General features: G+C 44.8%; 15 protein-coding genes. 7 read left to right on the forward strand and 8 right to left on the reverse strand.

What is annotated here, in order from left to right:
- Window positions 1-45 precede the first annotated feature (45 nt).
- From hydE to hydF, 3 genes are all read left to right on the forward strand, one after another.
- Window positions 46-1,086, forward strand: coding sequence for a [FeFe] hydrogenase H-cluster radical SAM maturase HydE (gene hydE / locus HMPREF9447_RS24450; protein ID WP_009132354.1), 1,041 nt, complete (start codon window positions 46-48; stop codon window positions 1,084-1,086).
- Window positions 1,087-1,195: 109 nt separating this feature from the next.
- Window positions 1,196-2,614, forward strand: a complete 1,419-nt coding sequence (gene hydG, locus HMPREF9447_RS24455; protein WP_009132355.1) for a [FeFe] hydrogenase H-cluster radical SAM maturase HydG — start codon at window positions 1,196-1,198, stop codon at window positions 2,612-2,614.
- Between the two features lie 45 nt (window positions 2,615-2,659).
- The gene (hydF, locus tag HMPREF9447_RS24460; protein ID WP_009132356.1) at window positions 2,660-3,841 is read left to right on the forward strand and encodes a [FeFe] hydrogenase H-cluster maturation GTPase HydF; all 1,182 of its coding nucleotides are present in this window, start codon (window positions 2,660-2,662) and stop codon (window positions 3,839-3,841) included.
- A gap of 59 nt (window positions 3,842-3,900) precedes the next feature.
- Here hydF and nuoE read toward each other — a convergent pair whose 3' ends face one another.
- The 3 genes from nuoE to nuoF are packed head-to-tail and all read right to left on the reverse strand — an operon-like array spanning window position 3,901 to window position 8,092.
- Entirely contained in the window at window positions 3,901-4,377 is a 477-nt protein-coding gene (gene nuoE / locus HMPREF9447_RS24465) for an NADH-quinone oxidoreductase subunit NuoE (RefSeq protein WP_009132357.1), read from the reverse strand.
- 20 nt (window positions 4,378-4,397) lie between these two features.
- Window positions 4,398-6,164 carry an NADH-dependent [FeFe] hydrogenase, group A6 gene (locus HMPREF9447_RS24470; RefSeq protein ID WP_009132358.1) on the reverse strand — a complete coding sequence of 589 codons (1,767 nt, stop codon included), beginning with the start codon at window positions 6,162-6,164 and terminating at the stop codon, window positions 4,398-4,400.
- 20 nt (window positions 6,165-6,184) lie between these two features.
- The gene (nuoF, locus tag HMPREF9447_RS24475) at window positions 6,185-8,092 is read right to left on the reverse strand and encodes an NADH-quinone oxidoreductase subunit NuoF (protein ID WP_009132359.1); all 1,908 of its coding nucleotides are present in this window, start codon (window positions 8,090-8,092) and stop codon (window positions 6,185-6,187) included.
- 223 nt (window positions 8,093-8,315) lie between these two features.
- On the opposite strand from nuoF, the gene HMPREF9447_RS24480 reads away from it, so the two are divergent.
- From HMPREF9447_RS24480 to HMPREF9447_RS24495, 4 genes are all read left to right on the forward strand, one after another.
- Entirely contained in the window at window positions 8,316-8,654 is a 339-nt protein-coding gene (locus HMPREF9447_RS24480) for a DUF6686 family protein (RefSeq protein WP_009132360.1), read from the forward strand.
- A gap of 10 nt (window positions 8,655-8,664) precedes the next feature.
- Window positions 8,665-9,945: a phosphopyruvate hydratase gene (gene eno, locus HMPREF9447_RS24485; RefSeq protein ID WP_009132361.1), complete on the forward strand. Its 1,281-nt coding sequence runs from the start codon at window positions 8,665-8,667 to the stop codon at window positions 9,943-9,945.
- 275 nt (window positions 9,946-10,220) lie between these two features.
- Window positions 10,221-12,107 (forward strand): FISUMP domain-containing protein, encoded by a 1,887-nt coding sequence (locus HMPREF9447_RS24490; protein ID WP_009132362.1) that lies wholly within the window; start codon window positions 10,221-10,223, stop codon window positions 12,105-12,107.
- Between the two features lie 11 nt (window positions 12,108-12,118).
- Window positions 12,119-13,924, forward strand: a complete 1,806-nt coding sequence (locus HMPREF9447_RS24495; RefSeq protein ID WP_009132363.1) for a FimB/Mfa2 family fimbrial subunit — start codon at window positions 12,119-12,121, stop codon at window positions 13,922-13,924.
- A gap of 99 nt (window positions 13,925-14,023) precedes the next feature.
- Here the strand turns inward: HMPREF9447_RS24495 and HMPREF9447_RS24500 are convergent, their stop codons facing one another.
- The 5 genes from HMPREF9447_RS24500 to HMPREF9447_RS24520 all read right to left on the reverse strand — a co-directional run bounded on the left by HMPREF9447_RS24500 (window position 14,024) and on the right by HMPREF9447_RS24520 (window position 17,388).
- Window positions 14,024-14,329, reverse strand: a complete 306-nt coding sequence (locus HMPREF9447_RS24500) for a hypothetical protein (protein ID WP_009132364.1) — start codon at window positions 14,327-14,329, stop codon at window positions 14,024-14,026.
- A gap of 368 nt (window positions 14,330-14,697) precedes the next feature.
- A complete protein-coding gene (locus HMPREF9447_RS24505; RefSeq protein WP_009132365.1) occupies window positions 14,698-15,183 on the reverse strand; it encodes a putative toxin-antitoxin system toxin component, PIN family in 486 nt (161 codons plus the stop codon).
- Window positions 15,149-15,397 (reverse strand): type II toxin-antitoxin system VapB15 family antitoxin, encoded by a 249-nt coding sequence (gene vap15, locus HMPREF9447_RS24510; RefSeq protein ID WP_044138661.1) that lies wholly within the window; start codon window positions 15,395-15,397, stop codon window positions 15,149-15,151. The genes HMPREF9447_RS24505 and vap15 overlap by 35 nt, the downstream gene beginning before the upstream one ends.
- Before the next feature lie 156 nt (window positions 15,398-15,553).
- Window positions 15,554-16,693, reverse strand: a complete 1,140-nt coding sequence (locus tag HMPREF9447_RS24515; protein ID WP_009132367.1) for a DegT/DnrJ/EryC1/StrS family aminotransferase — start codon at window positions 16,691-16,693, stop codon at window positions 15,554-15,556.
- Window positions 16,694-16,797: 104 nt separating this feature from the next.
- Window positions 16,798-17,388 (reverse strand): sugar transferase, encoded by a 591-nt coding sequence (locus tag HMPREF9447_RS24520; RefSeq protein WP_009132368.1) that lies wholly within the window; start codon window positions 17,386-17,388, stop codon window positions 16,798-16,800.
- Window position 17,389 lies beyond the last annotated feature (1 nt).

Below are 17,389 nucleotides of genomic sequence, written 5' to 3' on the forward strand. Positions count from 1 at the left end.
AAGTAGCAAGTAGTGAATAGTTAGTAGCTTATTAACTTTGATAGAATGAAAACTTTGATTGCTAAACTCCGGCAGGAGCACCATCTGGATGCAGAAGAATACAAAGCTCTGCTGCTTTGCCGGGATGTCGATGCCCTGATATACCTGCAAGAACAGGCACGGGAGGTAGCACTCGGACAGTTTGGTAATCGGGTATTTATTCGCGGGCTGATTGAGATAAGTAACCGTTGCCGCAATAATTGCTACTATTGCGGCATACGGAAAGAAAATAAAAATGTTGCACGCTACGAGCTGACGCAGGAGGATATTCTGAACTGTTGTCGTAAAGGATATGCACTCGGTTTTCGCACCTTTGTATTGCAAGGTGGCGAAACACCGGCTGCAAAGGATGACGGGATGGTTGAAACAGTTTCCTCTATCCGGCAAGAATTTCCGGATTGTGCCATAACCTTGTCGTTAGGCGAAAAATCCCGTGAGGCTTACGAGCGCTTTTTCCGGGCAGGAGCCAATCGGTATTTATTGCGGCACGAAACGCACAATGAAGAGCATTACCGCCACCTGCATCCGTCTGGTATGTCCATAAAACAACGGCTGCAATGCCTGACGTGGTTAAAAGAAATCGGTTATCAGACCGGGACGGGAATTATGGTAGGCAGCCCCGGACAGAGCGTAGACCATCTGGTGGAAGATATTCTTTTTATAGAACGATTCCAGCCGGAAATGATAGGTATCGGCCCGTTCATCCCGCATCACGACACCCCGTTCGCCACCGCCCCTCCGGGGAGTATGGAAATGACTTTAAAACTCCTTTCCATCTTCCGCCTGATGCATCCCGGAGTGTTGCTGCCTTCAACAACAGCACTGGCCACCCTCTCTCCGGACGGAAGAGAACGCGGCATACTGGCAGGAGCCAACGTGGTAATGCCCAACCTTTCCCCCCGCAACCAACGGGAGAAATATACACTTTATGACAACAAAGCTTCTCTTGGTGCCGAAGCCGCAGAAGGATTACAGCAATTAGAAGAGAAGTTGGCAGCTATAGGCTACCGAATATCGAAAGAAAGAGGCGACTATAATAGTGGTTAGTGATAAATGATTAGTGATTAGCCGGCTGCAGAATAAAGAGCTAACGACTAATCACCTATCACTAACAACTAATCACTTATCACTAACCGTTAATCACTAAAAAAACGCCATGTATAATGTTAAATCAAAACAAGCGGAAGAGTTCATCGATCATCAGGAAATTCTGGATACGCTGGACTATGCCCTTTCCAATAAGAACAACCGCGCACTCATAGAAAGCCTGATTGAAAAGGCTGCCTTGTGCAAAGGTCTGTCCCACCGCGAAGCTGCCTTGCTATTGGAGTGCAACCAGCCCGACCTGACGGAACGTATCTTCCATCTGGCACGGGAAATCAAACAAAAATTCTATGGCAACCGCATCGTGATGTTCGCACCGCTATACCTTTCCAACTACTGCGTAAACGGTTGTGTCTATTGCCCTTATCACGCCAAAAACCATACGATAGCACGCAAGAAACTGTCACAGGAAGAGATACGGCAGGAAGTCATTGCCTTGCAGGACATGGGACATAAACGTCTGGCCCTGGAAGCCGGCGAAGACCCGCTACGTAATCCTATCGAATATATTCTGGAATCTATCCGGACCATCTATGGCATCCACCATAAGAATGGTGCCATCCGGCGGGTAAATGTGAATATTGCTGCTACAACGGTAGAGAATTATCGTCGACTGAGAGATGCAGGTATCGGTACTTACATTCTTTTCCAGGAAACCTATCACAAGGAGAATTATGAGACCTTGCATCCCACAGGCCCTAAAAGCAAATATTCCTATCACACCGAAGCTATGGACCGTGCCATGGAAGGCGGTATCGACGATGTAGGTATAGGTGTATTATTCGGGCTGAATACCTATCGGTACGATTTCGTAGGATTATTGATGCATGCCGAACATCTGGAAGCAGCATTCGGTGTCGGACCGCATACCATCAGCGTACCGCGCATTTGCCCGGCCGACGATATTGAGACGAAAGATTTCCCCAATGCCATTTCTGATGAAATGTTCTGCCGTCTCGTTGCAGTAATCCGCATTGCAGTACCTTACACCGGAATGATTATTTCCACCCGTGAGTCGGAAGCAGTACGGCGCAAGGTATTGGAATTAGGTATTTCACAAATCAGTGGAGGTTCACGTACCAGCGTAGGAGGGTATGCCGTACCGGAAACGAAAGAAGAAAATTCCGCCCAATTCGACGTTAGTGACCGCCGCACGCTGGATGAAGTGGTAGGTTGGTTGCTCGACCTGGGACATATTCCCAGTTTCTGTACGGCTTGTTATCGTGAAGGACGGACAGGTGACCGTTTCATGTCTCTTGTCAAACGAGGGCAGATAGCCAACTGCTGCCAGCCCAATGCACTAATGACATTAAAAGAATATCTGGAAGATTATGCCTCACCGGAAACATGGGAAAAAGGTATCCGCCTCATTCGCGAAGAGATGGAGCGCATTCCTAATCTAAAGATTAAGGAGATAGCGATGAGAAATCTGTACGAGATAGAAAACGGAAAAAGAGATTTCAGATTTTAAGAAGAAGTTGATGTATTCAGTTCATACATAAACAAATTAAATCCTATGAACCAGACTCCTAATGCCAACCGCCTGCAAATCGCCCTCTTCGGGCGACGAAACAGTGGTAAATCCAGTCTTGTCAACGCACTGACGGGGCAAGATACTGTCCTCGTCTCTCCCACTCCCGGCACCACTACGGACCCGGTTACGAAAGCGATGGAAATTCCCTCTCTCGGTCCCTGCCTTTTCATAGATACTCCGGGGTTCGATGACGAAGGTGAGTTGGGAGAAATGCGCGTGGAGCGTACTCTGAAAGTCATAGAGAAAACAGACATCGCCTTGTTCCTTTGCGAAAATGAAGATGAAGAAGAACAAGTATGGATAAAACGCCTAAAAGAGCGGAATATCCCCGTAGTACTCATCCTTAATAAATCCGATATTCGCCCCGACATTGAGCCCCGGGCTGCACAGATTGAGAAAGTTTACGGAGAACATCCCGTCATTGTAAGTGCCAAAAATGCTACCGGCATGCAAGAGATTCATCGCGCTATTCTGGAGAAACTCCCTGCTGATTTCGGAGAACAAACCATCACCGGGAATCTGGTGAAGGAAGGAGATGTGGTATTATTAGTCATGCCACAAGATATTCAGGCTCCTAAAGGACGTCTGATTCTCCCCCAAGTGCAGACTATCCGCGAATTACTGGACCGGAAATGTCTGGTCATGAGTTGCACCACCGATAAATTGGGAGATACATTACGTGCGCTCGCCTCTCCGCCCCAACTGATTATTACAGACTCACAAGTATTCCAGACTGTCTATCAACAGAAACCAGCAGAAAGCCGTCTCACCTCTTTCTCCGTACTCTTTGCCGGCTACAAAGGAGATATACATTATTACGTGGAAAGTGCCGCCGCCATCGACAGCCTCACAGAGCAATCACATGTACTGATAGCCGAAGCCTGCACGCATGCCCCACTGACAGAAGACATAGGAAGAGTAAAACTCCCCCGCCTGTTGCGGAAAAGAATCGACGAAAGACTAAAGATAGATATCGTTTCGGGAAATGATTTCCCTGAGGATTTATCCGGATACAATCTGATTATCCATTGCGGTGCCTGCATGTTCAACCGCAAATATGTACTTAGCCGCATCGGGCAGGCAAAAACACAGAAAGTGCCGATGACAAATTATGGAATAGCAATTGCACATTTAAGTGGGATACTTGATAAGATCAGTTATTGAATGTTCTCCGGGCAAATGATTATTTGCCCGGAGAACACACTCCTTTTTCCAGGAAGTTACTATTCCAACTCCTCCAAAATCTTCTTCACATCCACCGCCTGAAGCCTCCCGTACACCTTCTCTCCAATCATCACTACAGGTGCCAGTCCGCACGCTCCTACGCAACGCAGACAATCGAGTGAAAACTTCCCATCCGGTGTAGTCTCCCCTACTTCGATACCCAGCACGCGCTTGAATTCCTCAAGCAATTTCTCCGAACCACGTACGTAGCACGCCGTTCCCATACACACCGAAATAGGATGTTTACCTTTAGGAGTCATCGTAAAGAATGTATAGAATGTTACCACTCCATACACACGCGACACCGGAACATTCAGCTTTGCAGCAATCAGGCGCTGCATCTCTTCCGGCAGATAGCCGTGCAGATGCTGCGCTTCATGAAGTATATTGATAAGTTCGCCCGGCTGATTGCCATGCTTGTCACAAATAGCACGCACTTGTTCGGCAACGTCACAGGCTAATTTGATATCTGACATAGTTTCTCCGTTTTAATAAGTTAATCAATCGCCTTATTGAAATAATGCGTATGCAGCAACCGTTCCGCAGTCTCACTCAGCGGCCGTCCCAGATATTCCTCATACAGAGTCTTGATGTACGGATTCTCGTGCGATTTACGCAAAGGCTTCTGTGCATCTTCCCGGTACAGTGCATTGGCACGTGCATACAGCACTTCCGAGTTGCCATGATGCAACGGTTGTCCGCCACCACCGATACAGCCCCCCGGACATGCCATAATCTCAATCACATGATACTCATTCCGCCCGTGGCGAATATCTTCCAGCAGATGGCGTGCATTACCCAGACCATGGGCAATACCCACTTTCAGTTCAAAGCCATCCAGATCAATCGTTGCACGACGCACACCGGCCAGGCCACGCACCTGCTCAAAGTTCACATTCTCCAATGTCCGCCCGGTATAAATCTCATAAACCGAACGCAATGCTGCTTCCATCACACCACCGGTTGTTCCGAAGATGACACCTGCACCCGTTGAAGCTCCCATCGGCTGATCGAACTCCTTATCCGTCAGTAGCGTAAAGCCTATGTTAGCCCGTCTGATAAGCCGTGCCAGTTCACGGGTGGAAATAGAATAATCCACGTCCGGACTACCATCTGTCTTAAACTCATTGCGGTCGCACTCATACTTCTTTGCCAGACAAGGCATAATTGATACCACCACCAACTTCTCACGCGGAATGCCCATCTTCTCCGCCCAGAATGTCTTGGCAATGCTACCGAACATCTGTTGTGGCGAGCGTGCCGTAGAAGGAATATCAAGCATATCTGGGAAATGATGTTCGAAGAAGTTCACCCATGCCGGACAACAGGAAGTCAGGATAGGCAGGCGAACAGATTTATCCCCATTCATATAACGCGTCAGGCGATTCAATATCTCGGCACCTTCTTCCATGATGGTAAGGTCGGCGGCAAAGTCTGTATCAAATACATAATCAAAACCCAATTCACGAAGGGCGTACACCATCTTTCCCGTTACTAACGTCCCGGCAGGCAACCCGAATTCTTCTCCTAGAGCCGCACGGACGGCCGGAGCTGTCTGTACAATTACTACCTTATCCGGATTTTCCAGATCCAGCAACAGGCGGTTGGTATGATCGCGTTCCGTCAATGCCCCTACCGGACAAACAGCTACACATTGTCCGCAATAAGTACATTCACTGTCACTCATCATCTTATCGAAAGCCGGAGCAATCGTAGTATTGAAACCACGGCGAATGGCTCCCAAGGCGCCTACCGTCTGCACTTCATTGCATACACTCTCGCAACGACGGCAGAAGATGCACTTATCCATATTCCGCACAATGGACGAAGTGACTTCACGCTTACGAGGCGAAAGCTCCCCACCATTATAAGGCATCCGCCGGATATTGAAACGCAGCGCCAAAGTCTGCAACTCACAGTCGCCGCACTTCGGACAGGTAAGGCAATCATTCGGATGATCCGAAAGTATCAGTTCAGCTACCACCTTGCGGGCATTCATCACACGCAGGGTACTGGTACGTACTACCATTCCTTCTGTACAACGGGTAGCACAGGCGGGAGCCAGATTACGACGTCCTTCCACCTCCACGACACAGATGCGGCACGAGGCCGGATTATTCTTAACGCAAGTGCCCTTCAAATCAATATGACAAAGGGTAGGTATATCTATACCGATTTTCCGTGCGGCTTCCAGGATAGTCGAGCCTTCAGGCACGGTAATATAATGGCGGTCTATTTGCAGGGTTATTTGTTTTTCTTCCATTTTCTTTCAGTTTAGTTCCCTTAAACTACATTGATTGCTTTGAATTTACAGCGTGCCATGCACATGCCGCACTTGATGCACTTGTCCGGATTGATGACATGCGGTTTGCGCACATCACCCAGAATGGCATCCGCCGGACAATGCTTAAAGCAAAGATGGCAACCAATGCACAGTTCCGGATTAATGGTATAAGTCAGTAATGATTTGCACTGCTTCGCCCGGCAGGTTTTATCCCTTACATGCTCCACGTATTCATCATAAAAGTTATTGAGCGTAGACAGTACCGGATTGGGTGAAGTCTGTCCCAGCCCACACAAGGCAGTATCCTTTATCACCTTTCCCAATGTAGAGAGTGCATCCAGATCTTTCATCGTGCCTCGTCCTTCGGTTATCTTGTTCAGCAGTTCCAGCAGACGCTTGTTACCAATACGGCAGGGCGTACATTTTCCGCATGATTCTTCCACCGTAAAATCAAGATAGAAGCGTGACACAGAAACCATACAATCATCTTCATCCATTACAATCATACCACCGGAGCCCATCATCGAGCCTTCCGCTAGCAAGTTGTCAAAGTCAATCGGTGTATCCAAGTGCTTTTCTGTCAGGCATCCCCCCGAAGGTCCGCCCGTCTGCACCGCCTTGAATTTCTTTCCTCCCTTAATGCCACCGCCAATTTCATAAATCACCTCACGCAGTGTCGTACCCATTGGCACTTCTATCAAGCCGACGTTGTTAATCTTACCGGCCAGGGCAAATACTTTTGTCCCTTTCGAACGTTCCGTGCCGATAGACGCAAACCATTCCGCACCTTTCGTCAGAATGATAGGAATATTGGCAAGCGTCTCCACATTATTCACATTGGTCGGCTTGCCCAGATAACCGGCTTCGGCAGGGAAAGGAGGTTTCAAAGTAGGTTCACCGCGCTTTCCTTCCATAGAGTGGATCAGGGCAGTTTCCTCACCGCATACGAATGCTCCCGCGCCGTAACGTATCTCAATATCAAAACTGAAATCCGTACCGAATATATTCTTTCCCAATAGCCCGTATTCACGTGCCTGGGTAATAGCTATTTTCAATCTTTGTATGGCCAGCGGATATTCTGCCCGGATATATACCAATCCTTTCGGAGAACCAATGGAATAACCGCAAACTGCCATTGCCTCAACAATGGAATGCGGATCACCTTCCATGATGGAGCGGTCCATAAAAGCACCGGGGTCTCCTTCATCGGCATTACACACCACATATTTCATATCAGCCTGTTGCTTATGGGCAAACTCCCACTTCTTCCCTGTAGGGAAACCGCCACCACCGCGTCCGCGAAGTCCGGAACGTTTTATCACGTCAATCACTTCCTCCGGCTTCTTATGGAGCAGACTATCTGCCAATGCCATATAGCCATCCAGTGCAATATATTCCTCAATATTTTCGGGATCGATGAAACCGCAGTTACGCAAAGCGATACGCATCTGCTTCCGATAGAAATCCATATGCTTGGAGTCACTGACGGTTTTCTCCGTCTTCGGATCTATATAGAGCAGCCGTTCTATTTTCCGTCCCCCAATGATATGCTCGCCGACTATCTCGTCGGCATCATCAGGAACCACCTGGGTATAGAAAGTGTTATCAGGGATAATCTTTACGATAGGTCCCTTTTCACAAAAGCCGAAACAACCGGTAGTGATAATGTCCACCTTGTCGGCAATATTATTTCTCTCGAGTGCTTGCTGAAGACGTTCAGCAATGATGTGGCTGTCGGATGCCTTGCAACCTGTACCACCACAGATCAGAATTTGCAGATGCTCGGTTCCCAATGCCAACCCACAGCATTGCGCGGCAACTGTCTCATTGCTTTCTTCGCGTAGCAAGAGCGTGCCTTCTGCCCTTTTCTTGATAATTTTCAGATCATGGATAGTTAGTACTTTCATTTTGTAATAGATTTGGGGTCGGGAACAAAGATACAAAAAGAGTTGAGATTACAAAAGGGAAGTAATAAAGATTACAGGAGGGAGAATACAAGGCTATAGATTACAATATGACAAAATTCACAGATAACAATATATAAGTATTGGCAGAAAGGATATTCACTATTTGTAGGTATTGCCCCATCTCCTCATTTGTGCGACCTTTGCAGCAAACAAAAATCAGCTTATGGAAGAAATACTGAAGCGGACAACAAACGGTTTTATCTCCTTTTGTACTAAGTGCCACGCCTACCATGTAGAATTCGGCAATCTTTTCTTCACCTTCACGGAAGATGAATTCGAACATTTCTGCCAATATATCAACTCTATCGACGGCGAATATTATCAAGAGTTGAACAAGAACATGAAGAACGCCCGCAAGATATTTCTCCGGATGCCAGTAAAAGGCTTTTATTGCGCCCTCTATTCGGATGAACTGAAGGAGTTGAGACGCCTGATCGACTTTTCACTGACAGACGACGTCATTGAAAGCGCATTATCTCTAGAAAACTATTGTTTAAATTAAGAAGATAATTATGAAAATTGAAAAGATTGTAGCCCGCGAAATACTTGATTCACGCGGTAATCCCACAGCAGAAGTGGACGTAGTTTTGGAATGTGGTGTTATGGGACGTGCAGCCGTACCATCGGGTGCTTCAACCGGTGAACACGAAGCACTGGAATTACGCGATAAAGATCCGAAACGCTACGGTGGTAAAGGAACTCTGAAAGCCGTAGAGAACGTAAATACTGTCATCGCTCCGGCCCTCATCGGCTGGTCGGCATTGGAACAACGTGCCATTGACAAGAAGATGCTGGAACTGGACGGTACTCCCACCAAATCAAAATTGGGTGCCAATGCCATTCTGGGTGTTTCTTTGGCTGTTGCCAAGGCTGCTGCAAATTACCTCGACATACCTTTATACAGATATATCGGCGGAGTAAATACTTACGTTATGCCTGTCCCCATGATGAATATCATCAACGGTGGTTCACATAGCGATGCTCCCATTGCTTTCCAGGAATTCATGATCCGCCCTGTAGGTGCACCTTCTTTCCGTGAAGGCCTGCGCATGGGTACTGAAGTATTCCACGCCTTGAAAAAAGTATTGCACGACCGCGGTCTGAGCACTGCCGTAGGAGATGAAGGAGGCTTTGCCCCTGCATTGAACGGAACTGAAGACGCACTGGATTCTATCATGGCAGCTATCAAAGCCGCAGGTTACGAACCGGGCAAGGATGTAAAAATCGGTATGGACTGCGCATCATCAGAGTTCTATAAGAATGGAGTGTACGACTATACTCTCTTCGAAGGAGAGAAAGGTAAGAAGCGTACTGCCGATGAACAGATAGATTACTTGGAATATTTGATTAATAAATACCCGATTGACTCCATTGAGGACGGAATGAGCGAAAACGACTGGGACGGCTGGAAGAAGCTGACCGAACGTATCGGTGATCGTTGCCAGCTGGTAGGAGACGATTTGTTTGTGACAAACGTAGAGTTCCTTGCCAAAGGTATTGCCATGGGCTGTGCCAATTCCATCCTCATCAAAGTCAATCAGATCGGTTCGCTCAGCGAAACGCTGGATGCTATCGAGATGGCTCACCGCCACGGCTACACCACGGTTACTTCCCACCGCTCCGGCGAAACGGAAGATGCCACCATTGCCGACATCGCCGTAGCAACCAACAGCGGACAGATCAAGACCGGTTCGTTAAGCCGCTCCGATCGCATGGCTAAGTACAACCAACTGTTGCGTATCGAAGAAGAACTAAGCGGACTTCCAGTATATGGCTACAAAAGAATAAAATAATGCTTTGTAGTGAATAAGTCATAAAAGCGAATGAGGGTGCCTGTGAAGGTACCCTCATTCGCTTTTAGATAATTATGCATATAAACTTCTACCCATACCCAATACCATTGATGAGACTTTGGAGATTTAAAACTATAAAGTAACTTATATTTCAGGAATGTCTCAAATTTCGATACTAAAAAACTCCCATATTGAAAAATTATATATTTTTGCACCCGCTTTCGGAAAAAGTCCGAAAGAGCTATCAATATTCAATATAACATTTTACAAAAAGCATGAATCACCCTTACAAAAAATTCATCGTTCCCGCCTTGCTCGGAACGTTGTTTTTAGGCGCCTGCTCAGACGATGCACCGTCTGAGGGAGAAGATAAACAGCAAACTTATTCATTAGTAGTAAAAGGTATTACGACTTCCGGTTCAGATTCTTCTGAGGAACTACGGGATGTGTCAGTTTTCCAGTTCAGCGATGGTAACCTGTACAAAATGCAACAATTGACTCCCGAATCCAATGGTCAGTCCAGTATTTCCGCACTCAGCGGATCACGGCTATACTTCCTCACCGGAGTGACACTTCCGGTTCAGGAAGGAAACATTACCGAAGAAGAATTCCGCAATATGACCATCGGCGAAGGACTGCATAATAATTCAGCTCCTGACTTTATGGCTGCAGTTGTTGAATTGGAAAATACTCCCCAAACACGCAGTAGTCAGGAAATTAACGTTGGCATGAAACGCGGTGTAGCTCGTATAGACCTGAATACCACAGCAGACAGCAAAACATTAATCAAAGAAGTAATCATAGAGGATGCTCCGGCTGAAACATATCCGTTCATCGAAAACACTTCCGCATCAGATAAAACAGTAAGTTACTTAAAGAAATTTGAGCCTGCTTTCGGTGGAGAACAACAGGGAATATTCCGCATTTTCGAGAGTACGCGTCCTGTAAATATCATCCTGCGGGGTACATACGATGATATCCCCATCAGGCTAAAGATGCAATTACCAAGTATAGAACGCAACAAAGTTTACGAACTGTCAGTACTCAATGTAGGTGCCACAGTAGAAGGAATCTTCGAAATCAAGCCTTGGGAAGAAGGCGAAACGATTATCGGGAAACCTGATACGGAGCATCGTATCCTGCTTAATGCTTCCCAATCCAAAATTCCGGAAGGAGTAACAGTAGATTATGAGAATAATATAGTAGAGGTACCCGCCACAGGAGTCAGTGACATGAAGCTGGCATTTATTTCCGACACCCGGATTGACATATCAGCTACTGAGGGTACTGACAGTGGCGTGAATCTCAGTGAAATGTCGGTATCTGAAGAAACAGAAGGCATAGTGTCGGCATTCAATGTATCGGTAGCCGCACAAGGCAGTGGCCGACTGGGCTATACAATTCTGGTACATTTAAAAAATGCTTTGCTGACCGGCTCTTATGATTATGTAGAAATTCGTGTGGCTCCGAGCGACAAGCAGATTGAGACCGTTGAAATGGGTGGTAGTATTTGGATGGCGTTCAATGCACGTAGCCGGGATCTGGAAGACCAGGTATATCCTTTAGACGGTGCTACTGTTGAGGAGATGTACCATAATGGTTGGCTCAGCAGTATCGGTGGTTTGTTCCAGTATGGACGGAAGTATATGTATATCCCCTGGCAAGGATATAAACCCTCAAACAATCTAGGTAATCAAACAGCCGACATACCCTGGCAAAGCGATACCCATATGCCTTGTCCGGAAGGTTACCGTGTGCCAACCCGCAACGAACTAAACTCTCTTCTCCCCAAAGGGCAGGAAATTCCCGGCACTTATACAGCAGGAAACGGGGAAAAAATAACCGCTACACTCCACGTTGGCGAAGGAACCCTGACTACCCCGACTGGTGTAACAGGAACGCAACACTATGTGAGATTTACTTCAGAAGATACCGGACGTTACCTTATCATCCCGCTGGCAGGCGGAAAAGGTGATAAGTCTACCACCAATAATCCGTCTTTCGGAAAAAGAGCCGTGCTATGGACAAGCGAACGTAACGGCTGTCCAGGTGGTTATGCATGGACTTACTGGTTGCCGTTTGAAGGCAAGGAAACAACTGCTATTGCCGAAAAACAATTGCAGATGGAAGCGTTTGCATCCTTACGTTGTGTAAAAAAATAAAGGAGGAATTTATGAAGATTGCAAAAATCATACTATTATTTCTGGCATTGTTGCTGACGAACTGCTCAAACGAACTTGAGCAAGAATACGGCCTCACACCGCCTGCCTCCGGCCAGGTAACATTTCTTCTTGGATTGCAGGAAGATGATACTTCTGCCATACGGACACGCAACGGTGAACCGGAACAGATTGCCCGCATGTGGTATGCCATTGCCAATGACCGGGGAGAAATACTCAAACCGCTGTATCAAAAGCTGGAAGCAGACTTCTCCAAACTGACCATTGAAGGATTGGGATACGGTGACTATACGGTTGTATTCCTAGCCACCACAAATCCAGAATCAAATGCGACGATCAACGAACCTGAGCAATTGTCAGATGTCTGGCTGCTGAATCAGGTGGCAAAAGCCCCTCTTGATGATATCTATTTTTACAAAAAAATAGAGCTACACATTGGTAAGGAGCAAGCTGCGGAATCGCAAACAGTGACATTGGAGCGATGCGTAGGCAAAATTGATATAGACTTGAACGTCTCGTCCGATTATATGTGGCGTTTTATCCGCAAAATTGACATCACATTTGATGATGCTAAAGGAATATATACCGGTCTCAGTGCAAATGGCGAATACTCCGGTACGGAAGGTATTGAATCTTATGACATCACGGAAAGTCGTTCATTTTACTCATTGCCAAGTAAAGAGGCACTTTCCGGATTTGTAACGATCGAGTCAAATCGCAGTGACGGCACATCGTTTGTACACAAATACCGCTTCAGTAACTGCAAAATCGAGGCAGGTCGTATATCCCACATCAGCATTGACTACCGGCATCCGGAAAGTTTGGACGGATTGCTTTATATCCGTGAAGAAGATTTCTCCCGCTTCGAAACTGACACCATGTTTTTAGCCAACGAGCCACGAGATATCTTCTATGACAGCAAGCACCGTTCCTTTTATGCAAACGCACCGTTACAAGTATCTATCTCGGATGAACATCAATTACTGGTTAAATTCTTCTCACCGATTGCTATCCATGATGTGACTATTCTATGTCGATTCAATAAAATCAGTACTGAATTCCTTGAGTTGGCACATTTCGATGTGATCTATCCTTTCATGGAAGCCACTTTCCCGTTGCCTGTCGTAAGTTCTGACCGCACATTCACCAGCAGCAGCGGCAGAAAGATAGTAATACCTGCACAACCAGAACTTTCCAGTGACGATGTTACGCTTACTATCCGGACGGAAGACCCGTATATGAAGAAGATAGAGCAGATAGACAGCCGGTGGTTCATCCGTTTCTCAGCTTATTCAGCCGACAACGGACACGCTTACTGGCGGCACATGAATCCATTATTATGTCGTCACGGGGTGGCATTGGCTATCAACATGGCTTTCATGTTCTCTTCCGAAGAGTTTAACACAGAAATGAACAAATATGAAGGCAAACTGAAGGATAACGGAGGAAACGCCATCAATCTGGATGCATTACGCCAGAGAATCCGCAGTCATGGAGGACTCGTATTGGGTTGCGTATCAGGCGTCGGCGGTCTGGGAGGTGGCAACACTTACGGATTGGCGAACTACTGTTATACTGGAGTCTATTTTGATGCAACACCGCTGGGATCTAATCCGCACAACTATGCCCGACAAGCTATGTTCCACGAATACGGGCATTGTTTAGGTTATAACCACAGCAGTACCATGACTTATGGCGACCAATGGACAGTACTCTGCGCCACAGTATTCGTAAATATGGGGCAAGAGGGTAAATTACCAATATGTTCAAAAAATATAATTGCCAATTTACCGATGTAAAAGATACAAATAGTAAATAAAAGCAAAAAGGGAGGAAGCAGATATGAGTAAATCAAATTTCTGCCCCTCCCTTTTAATTATGATATAAATAAAGACCTATTACTTCTGAACCTCTCCTTTTTCATTGAAAAGAACAGGGTTTTCAGCACCGGCAGCATCCACCAATGTTACCTTATAAGTCTTAGTTCCATCTTCAGCAACTTCAACGGCTGCCTCTTTGATGGTTGCCTCAGAGTATTTTTCCTTAATGGTATCCTGAACCGCTTGAGGAAGTTCCTTTACATCAATGGGCTTAAACTCGTTGATCATCGTTACGATTTCAACCTCTGATACCATGTTGTTAGCAAATGCTACTGAAGTACCCAATCCCATCACCAATGCTACTGCTAAAAATAACTTTTTCATAATTCTAATTGTTTAAGTTAAACTTTTCTTGTTTGCTCTCACATAATATAGTGCAAGATGCATGCCAAAGCTATAATCAAAGTCATATTTAGCTATATATCAACTACTTGAACAACTACAAAATAAAAAGTATTTTTCTGTTTTGAGTATTTTTTCCACAATTATGTGGAAATCTGTCCACAAACAAAGTTTATGTTTTGTTGAATATCAGAAATTAAGTCCTCTACATTAAGAAATAGCAAAAAGATAAGTTCCTAAGATAACTTATACTACTACTTTTGCATTTAGGGATGAAAAGCCTCTCGAAATCACTGCTGCTATACATATGTTTTTGAGCAATACGTCATTTGGGGACGGTTACCTTAGATTTATTCTCCGATAACGATAGCATAATAGTCTTCTAAATCTTCATGAAGAAGCGAAGAATATCCTAATGAAGAGGCTAATGCATCAAACTCTATAGCAGTAACAATCTGACAAGAACCAATTTTTTCTACAATTAATAAATCTTTATCACCGGTTATCAAATAATCAGCTCCCGACTCTAACGCTAATTCTAATAAATAATCATCTTTAGGATCACGGCAACGAGAAGAAATATTATCTATTTTGTAGTATAACGTCTCTTGAGTCACAAATTCCCATAGCATATCGAAATGTTCTTTAGAAAAATATTTCGCAAATTTAGGGCGTAAGGCAACGTCTGTAATCTCATCTAAAAGTTCTTGAGAAACAACCAACTCTATATTCCCGTTGGATATGAGTTCCAGCAGGCAAGACAACTTCTTACCTATCAGAAAACTAATCCAAAGATTTGTATCAACAATTATTTTTATCCCGCAATCGTTTTTCATATGCCTCTTGTCTAACAGCTTCCACTTCAGCATCTATTTCCACTTGTGAAATTTCATCTGTTTTAAAAGCATTCAATAATCGTCTCAACTTAATGCCGCGCGTTTCGACAGCAAGTGCACGACTCAACTCCAATTTGTCATCATCAGAGAGTTGTTGAGTTAACTCCAATATCTGATTATAATTCAGACGTATTTTCAATGATACAGTTGCCATACAATTACACATTGATATTACTTGTAAACAAAAGTACGACTATTTATGCAACTATCAAATAAAGATGCGATAATTTTCTTAATGATTATGCCTAAATGAAAAAAGCCGGAATAATATCATTCCGGCTTAAAAATAAAACTGCAATAGTTTATCCTATTATTTCTTGCAACAACCTTTTATTTGCTCTACAATATATGCCACATCTTCATCCGTCACCCAAGGACCGGCAGGAATACATAAACCCATATTAAACAAACGTTCAGAAACACCATTCACATAGCAAGGATTATGGGCATAGACAGGCTGAAGATGCATAGGCTTCCACAAGGGACGGGTCTCAATTCCCCGTTCATCGAGTTTACGGCGGACCTCATCATAGGTAGTACCGGTCTTCACAGGATCTATCAGAATAGTAGACAACCAGTAATTAGCGTTGAAACGATCATCAGGATTAGATTTCAACGTTATACCGTCCACACCTTCAAAAGCCTGCTCGTAAAGAGCATGTACATGGCGGTGATGCGCAATATGCTCATCCAATACGGTCATCTGACCACGACCGATACCTGCACAGATATTACTCATACGATAATTGTAACCGATCTTTTCATGCTGGTAATGAGGGAAAGGTTCACGAGCCTGCGTAGCATAAAACATGGTCTGCTTCTTTGCCGCTTCATCAGGAACGATTAACGCGCCACCACCCGAAGTAGTGATCATCTTATTTCCATTGAAAGACAACACACCAAAAGTACCGAATGTACCACACTTTTGTCCCTTGAACTCAGAGCCTAAAGCCTCGGCAGCATCTTCCAACACAGGAATATCATATTTCGATGCAATAGCACAAATCTCATCAATTCTGGCAGGCATACCATAAAGATGAACCGGAAGAATAGCTTTGGGCTTTTTACCTGTTTTCACAATTCGGTCTTTGATAGCTGCTTCCAGTAAAGCAGGGTCCATATTCCAAGTGTCTTCTTCACTATCGATAAATACAGGGGTTGCCCCCTGATAAGCTACAGGATTAGCTGAAGCACAGAAAGTGAATGACTGGCAGATCACTTCATCACCTGTACTGACCCCCAACTGAATTAAACCTAAATGGATAGCTGCTGTACCTGCCGATAAAGCAACGACTTCCTTATTCTGTCCCACAAAATGTTTCAGGTCGTCTTCGAAAGCATTGACATTGGGTCCCAAAGGAACTACCCAGTTGGTATCAAAGGCTTCGCGTATGAAGTCTTGCTCCTTGCCGCTCATATGAGCAAGGCAAAGATAAATTCTCTTGTCCATTGAATTATATGATTAGAAGAAAACGATAAATAGAAAAGTAAGAGTATAAAAGGGAAGGTTATTTACGCCATAAATAATAAGGCGCAAATAACCATTTTATGATATTACAAATCTTTTCCCAATATCGTATAAATAATGATTTTAATGTCATTCCAAAAAGACCAGTGATCCAAATATTCTATATTAATTCTCACTTTATCAGGGAACAGTACCTCATCATTATACCTTTGAGGTTCTTCCTGTTGTGCTAATAATTCTTCTTCATTTCGGTATTTTAAACTCGCAGGTCCAGTGATACCCGGTTTTAATAGTAACATCCTTCTATTTTCACCTTCTAATTTATCAGCGTACCCCGGTACATCCGGTCGAGGACCAACAAAACTCATGTCCCCTATTAATACATTCCACAATTCGGGCAATTCATCCAACTTATATTTCCGTAATTTTGCTCCCAAAGGAGTGATACGACTCTCTCCTTGTACAGAGATCGAACTACCAGAATGATTTACCATCATAGAACGAAACTTATACATGGTAAATAATCGTCCATATTGCCCTACTCGCTTTTGGGTAAAAATAACAGGACCATCTGGCATTTTGATACGAATCAAAATGCCAACTAGTAATAAAACAGGAAATAAAAAGAACAAACCGAAAAGCGATACACCACGGTCAAAAAACACTTTCAATAACATA

Origin of the sequence: Bacteroides oleiciplenus YIT 12058 (assembly GCF_000315485.1) — a bacterium.
GTDB classification, from domain to species: domain Bacteria; phylum Bacteroidota; class Bacteroidia; order Bacteroidales; family Bacteroidaceae; genus Bacteroides; species Bacteroides oleiciplenus.